General features: G+C 35.6%; 4 protein-coding genes and 1 pseudogene. All 5 read left to right on the plus strand.

Annotated features, from left to right (window positions below):
• Positions 1 to 819 (plus strand): HNH/ENDO VII family nuclease (locus tag PVV57_RS09470; protein ID WP_273783966.1); only part of this gene is annotated, 819 nt, incomplete at its 5' end.
• 21 nt (positions 820 to 840) lie between these two features.
• A complete protein-coding gene (locus PVV57_RS09475) occupies positions 841 to 1,314 on the plus strand; it encodes an SMI1/KNR4 family protein (protein ID WP_273783967.1) in 474 nt (157 codons plus the stop codon).
• Entirely contained in the window at positions 1,311 to 1,775 is a 465-nt protein-coding gene (locus PVV57_RS09480) for an SMI1/KNR4 family protein (protein WP_273783968.1), read from the plus strand. The genes PVV57_RS09475 and PVV57_RS09480 overlap by 4 nt, the downstream gene beginning before the upstream one ends.
• 106 nt (positions 1,776 to 1,881) lie before the next feature.
• Positions 1,882 to 2,452: pseudogene (locus PVV57_RS09485) on the plus strand (SMI1/KNR4 family protein).
• A 99-nt stretch (positions 2,453 to 2,551) separates the two neighbouring features.
• Complete coding sequence (locus PVV57_RS09490) at positions 2,552 to 5,194, plus strand: DUF6990 domain-containing protein (protein WP_273783969.1); 2,643 nt, start codon at positions 2,552 to 2,554, stop codon at positions 5,192 to 5,194.
• Positions 5,195 to 6,007 lie beyond the last annotated feature (813 nt).

Here is a 6,007-nt window from a genome sequence, read left to right on the forward strand (position 1 = left end):
GAGGAATATGAGCGAGCCGGTGCCGGTGGTTCCTTTAATGCTGGTCTTGAATTCGGACAATTATTGACTGAAGTAGCAACGCTGTTTTTGGGAGGTGCTGGAGCAGCCAAGGAAGGTATACAGCTTGTTGGCAAGCTTACCGAAAAAGCTCTTGCCAAATTAGTAGCTAAGGCTGAGGTAACGGCTGCAAAAGCAGGCAAAGACATCGCTCAATCAACGGAAAAAATAAGCGATAAAGCTGTTGCAGTTCATGAGCAAACAGGAAACAAAGCTTCTCAGACAATTGAAGAAGTCAGAAATAAAATAAAAGATATTTATCCAGAAAAAGACATTGCTCAATCAACGGAAAAAATCAGAGATGAAATTGCTAAAACTCAATATTTCACACAAGGAGAACATTTATGGTCAGACAGAAAATCCACTGTTTTTGAGCTTGAAATACCTCACAAAGGAGAAATAATTACTCAAAAATATGAAGTTTATGAGAGTGAAAAGCTGTTTAATCCTTACCGAATTGTTACTTGGATAGAAAAAGGGAAAGAAGTAGAAGGTACAAATATTGAAAAGATGACAGCAGGAAGAGCGCCCATAGGATTTGATGATAAATCCATTGAATTCCATCACATATTGCAAACACATGATGGTCCTCTAGCAATGGTGACAAACGAGTTTCATAAAAAATATCATCGTATCCTTCATAATAGGCCTAAGGAAATGGGATCAGATATTGATAGAGATTTGTTTAAAAAGTTGAGAGAAGAACTTTGGATGTTATGTGCTGAATGTTATAAACCGAAAGATACAAAAATTAAAAAATAACGATTTATAGGAGAACAAATTATGAAAACTTACACCTTAGATGATGTTGCAGAGTTGGTTGAGAAATATAGTGATATTGTTGATTTTGGCACTGCAGAGGATGCGGTTAGTAATGAAAGGATTGAAGAAGCTGAGAAAATTCTTGGTGTAAAGTTTACAACTTCTTATAAAGACTTTTTAAAAAATTATAAAGGAGGAGAAATTGGAGGTTATGAAATATTTAGCATTTATAACGCAAGTTTTGATAAGTGTCCTGCTGGTGATATTGTTTTCTATCATTTGACGGATATAAAAAATGGTTTCGCAAAACCAAATCAGCTTGCCGTGAATAGAACTGATTTTGGTGAAACATTTTACTTTGATTATACTCAGTTTCAGGATGGTGAATGCCCACTTTACGTCGAGATTCCATCTGGAGCGTCACATTATTATGCAAGTAATTTTTATGAATTTCTCTGTAAAAGAATTAAAGAGCACGCAGGGGAAGATTTATGAAAACCTATACCTTAGATGATGTTGTAGTACTAGTTGATAAATATAGCGATAGTATCGATTTTGGCTCTACAGATGAAGCAGTTGATGATGTACTAATTGAAAAAGCAGAGGGGATTCTTAAATTGCAATTCACATCCTCCTACAAAAGTTTTTTAAAAAACTATGTAAGAGCAGAGATCTGTGGTGAGGAAATATGTAGCGTTTATGATACAAACTTTGAGATTGTTCGTAGTGATGATATTGTTTATAAAAACTTAAATTATAGAAAAAATGGTTTTGCAACGCCACAGCAACTTATTGTTAGTAGAACCGATTTTGGTGAGACATTTTATTTTGATTATTCTCAGTTTCAGAATGGTGAGTGCCCGCTCTATCTTAGATTTCCACCTAGCGATCCCCAGTATTACGCAAGTAACTTCTATGAATTCCTCTGTAAAAGGATTACAGATAATTTGAAGTAGATTTTTTTGCATGGTGTTTTTACTTTCAAATTGCAATGTTAAACCACCATTATTTTTTTCTTTTCAAGAATGCAAGAATTGTTAATCCCTTTTAGGAGGATCATCTATGAAAACCTATACCTTAGATGATGTTACAGTATTAGTTGATAAATATGAAGGTGATATTGTTAATTTTGCTAGCAAAGATAAGCAGGTTGATGATCTCGTGATTGAAAAGGCGGAGAAAGCTCTCGGTTTACAATTTACATCGTCTTACAAGAGTTTTTTAGAACATTGTAAAGGCGGGGACATTGGTGGTGAAGAAATCTATAGTCTTTATGATAATCCTATGGGTATTCCTGCTGGTGATATTGTTTTTCAGAATTTAAATGATAGAAAACGTGGTTTTGTGACAGCAGAACAGCTTATCGTGTGTGAAGCTGATTTTGATGAAACCTTTTATTTTGATTATACGCAGTTTCGGGATGGAGAATGTCCAATCTATGTTATGTTATCCATTGGATAATTGCGAATATTACGCCAGTAATTTTTATGAATTCCTTTGTAAAAGAATTAAAATACACGCGGGAGTTGAGATACCTGATGGTGACCAACCAATTGAAAAGATTGAGAATACTCCCACTCCGCAACCTATCCCTTTTTACAAGAGTTTTTGGAAAAAACTATGGAGGAGATGACATTAGGGGTGATGAAGTATATGGTCTTTCTAGAGATCCTCAGTGTTACGCAAGTAATTTTTATGTAAAAGAATTAAGGATTATGCTGGGGGAATGATGATGCAGACCAAAGATGTAACAGAAATATTAAAAAAGCGTGGCTGGGAGCCTTATCGTGATGAAGTAGGAGATACTTTTGCGCATTACCATCTGCCTGATCGCATTATAGGCATTAGTTATAATGTTGTAGATTATGGACAGGATGGTGGAAGGTTTCGACTGTCTGTCAATCTTACCACTGCTGCCTATTGTCTTGCCGAGGAATATAATGATGGAGAAGCATCGAAGTATAAATATGAAGAGACACTGTTTTCTGCAAAAGAAGATTTTGGGGTTACAGCCCAAGATCTATCAGAAAGGCATATTGAGGAAGCTTTAAATAGGGTAATAGCTTGGGCACAAGCACAGGATATTGAACAAAAGTTGCGTGAAAAAGCAGCTGATCACTCTCTCGTTGCAAAAGCTATTCTTGGTGATATAGAGGCTTTAAGGAGTAAGAATCTCATCCCAACATTATCTGTACCAGAATTTTCTGATTATGAAATGACAACTCGAAAAGAGCGCCTTTTTCTCTTTGCACAGGCCTATAGAAATGGTGAATTGGATGACATTTTGGTGCGTAAGAAGCCAAAAAAACGCTTAATAAACCTTACAGAAGCAAACAGCATCCTCAAAATGCAAGGGTGGTTTGTTAATGAGTCTGGGGAAATGTGGCTTTCTTTGCCTGACCGTTTTATCAAGTTTGATTTTGGTTTTATACGTCTTCGTGATAATTACAATGTCCATCTTAAAGCGGAAATATCAAATGAGGAGATTTCTATAGCTTGCCGTTATATCTACCATAATGGAAAATATCGCTGTATATCATCTATGGATATTTATGATTCCTTTGATACGCTTGGAGGGAGAATTTTTAATTGTTTTAGTAAAGGCATTGATATTTGTGTAGAAACATTAAATGAGCAAGAGTTGAGCAAAATTTCTGAACGGGTAGTACAATGGGCACGTGCTCAAGATTTGCAAGTATCAATAAAAAGCAAAACGCTTATTCAAGAATATAACTATTATCCAGATGTGATTTGGCATTTGGCTTGCTTAGCGTTGACCGGTAAAATTGATGTGCTGAAATCTTATCAAAATTCACTTGCAGCAGGTAAGATTCCTGAGCATTTGCAAAATCTTGATGAAGAATTAGAAGACTATGTGAATCACGCCGTTCAATTTGCTGAAGAGCATCTGAAAATCCTTAATGAGCGAAAAGCCATAGATGATCGTCTTAGTTTGCAAGATTTTTCTTTTCTTAATACAGTTTCTGAAGACTTAAAAAGGATGGGGTGGACAGTTTATCGAGATAAAAACTACGAGCGCAATGCTTATTTTATAAGCAAAGGTCGTATCATTAATATAGTGTACAGATCTGATATAAAAGGAGAAACACCAATTGTTGTATTTAAAGCTTCTCTTTCAACACTTGGCTTTTCTACTGCTCATCGAGATATGTTTCCTAAATTGCCCCAATATATAGCTCTCAAAGAGGCAGAAGAAGTTTATACGTTGTCTGGTGCTGAATTGGACGAAGGAAAACTGAAGAAGATTAGTGCGGATATTCTTGAGTGGGCTGATCGGCAAAATGTCAATCAAATCATCTATGATTATGCCGCTTTGCCAACAAACAGTGAAGCTCACCTTGTGGCACGTCACTTTATAGCGCTTATTCTGATTGGTGATATTGAAAAGCTCAAATTTTATAAAGAAAGTTTCAGGGCAAAGAACCATCTAGGCTTTGTGGAAGGTATCACGAAATATACGATTGACAACGCTCTTACTCTTGCACGGGGTTATCGAATGGGTTTTCCTAAAAACGCTCCGATTTTGTTCCTTGATCCCCAAACAACATCTATTGATTCCAAAACTGTTGCTGTTGAAGCGATAGAGGAGGTAGATGAAGCGGATGACAATGATGCTCCATTGACCATGGAAAGTGCAACAGCACTTTTAAAAAGCTTAGGGTGGTCAACTGAGAAAATCGATGGTGATGATTATATAGCAAGCTATCAATTGCCTGATCGTGAAGTAGACATTCTTTATAACGACGAAATTGCCAAAGATTACCCGCAATTTGATAGCGCCTTTTTGATTAGCACAGGCATTTTGGCTTCAGCTTGCAAATTCATTAATCCTACCCACACGGAAGATATCCCAGATATACAACTTAATTTTGAAGCCAAGGGATTAGAAATCTTTGAACCAGAAGTTACTGCGGATCGTTTAACACAGGCGCTTGATGATGCGCTAGAATGGTCAGTAACGGCTATTGATCTTTCTGAAAGACTTCGCTCTGATTATGGTCTAGCTCCTTGGCAACAGGATGCAACGGATAAGGGAGATGATACGGATGATGCTTTGCTTCATCTTGGCGCTCTTGCTTTATTAGGTGATGTTGAAACCTTGCATTCTTATCAGCAAAGTTTTGCAGCAGGGGATCACCTAGGTTTTGACGAGAGCATCAACGAAACTCACCTTGAACGGGCAATAGCTTTAGCCAAAGAAGTGGCAAAATCAAAGCAAGTGAGTTACGCTTTGATTGAACAGGTGGCAGAAAAGCTTGATGATCAACAAGAGGTTACTAGCAAGGAGCAACCCCGCTCGTGGAAAGAGAAAATAGTCAATTTTATCGGAAAAAAGACAAGAAATAGCACATAAAAAATATCAAAAAGATTTCAGAAATTTAGAAAATAAGACGCGCTCCAAAGCCTTGATCACTAGTTGAGAAACTGAAGTGGTGGGGTTCTGATCATGGTTTTGGTGCAAGATTTTAAGGAAATAACCTATTATTTCATAGATTATTAAAATCTCTTTTAATGGGCTTTTGTCTATTTTATCGGTTATGTCAGTTTATTTAACAGACGAATCTTATGATTTTAGTAAGTGATTAAAACACGTCTTAAAAAAACATGTGATCCTTTAAAGCCTTTCCAAAGAAACGGTTTATAATCATAAGAAATGCTATCAAGATCATTATGGTTATGAGTTTTGAAGAGGTTTTGAGTTTTGACGGTTGCTGCTTTTATATAAAAAAATAGCAAAAAATAAAAACGTTATATTTCAATGTGTTAAGATTTTACAGATCTTTAAAAAACAACCTATATCGACATTACAACCTATAAATTCAACTAATAATATACGTTTTGAGGGGGTTTTGACGATTTTTATACCTTCAAAACCTATAAGCAAAATGAATATACATAACTCTCTTTAAACAAAGCTTTTGAAAATAATAAAGCTATCATTTGAGATTGCGGTATAATCTTTTAAAGGCAATCCAAATAAGAGTATCTAAAAGTGCAAATGATTTCTTTTTAGAATAACGCATATAAACACTCCTTTTAAAGATTATAGGTAATCAATTCACAAGATGATACGTTTACAAAATTTACAAAAGTCCATTAAAGGATTTCTGATAACGTAATTCTTTCCTATCTTAGTTATCTCATAACAGATGATAAAATAGACTGT

The sequence above is a fragment of the Bartonella sp. AU15XJBT genome (assembly GCF_028618615.1).
In the GTDB taxonomy this organism is placed as follows: Bacteria; Pseudomonadota; Alphaproteobacteria; order Rhizobiales; family Rhizobiaceae; genus Bartonella.

Bases quoted from the DNA above. Each gene is read 5' to 3' on its own strand.
- PVV57_RS09475 (WP_273783967.1), top strand. From the start codon at position 841: ATGAAAACTTACACCTTAGATGATGTTGCAGAGTTGGTTGAGAAATAT.
- PVV57_RS09490 (WP_273783969.1), top strand. From the start codon at position 2,552: ATGCAGACCAAAGATGTAACAGAAATATTAAAAAAGCGTGGCTGGGAG.
- PVV57_RS09480 (WP_273783968.1), top strand. From the start codon at position 1,311: ATGAAAACCTATACCTTAGATGATGTTGTAGTACTAGTTGATAAATAT.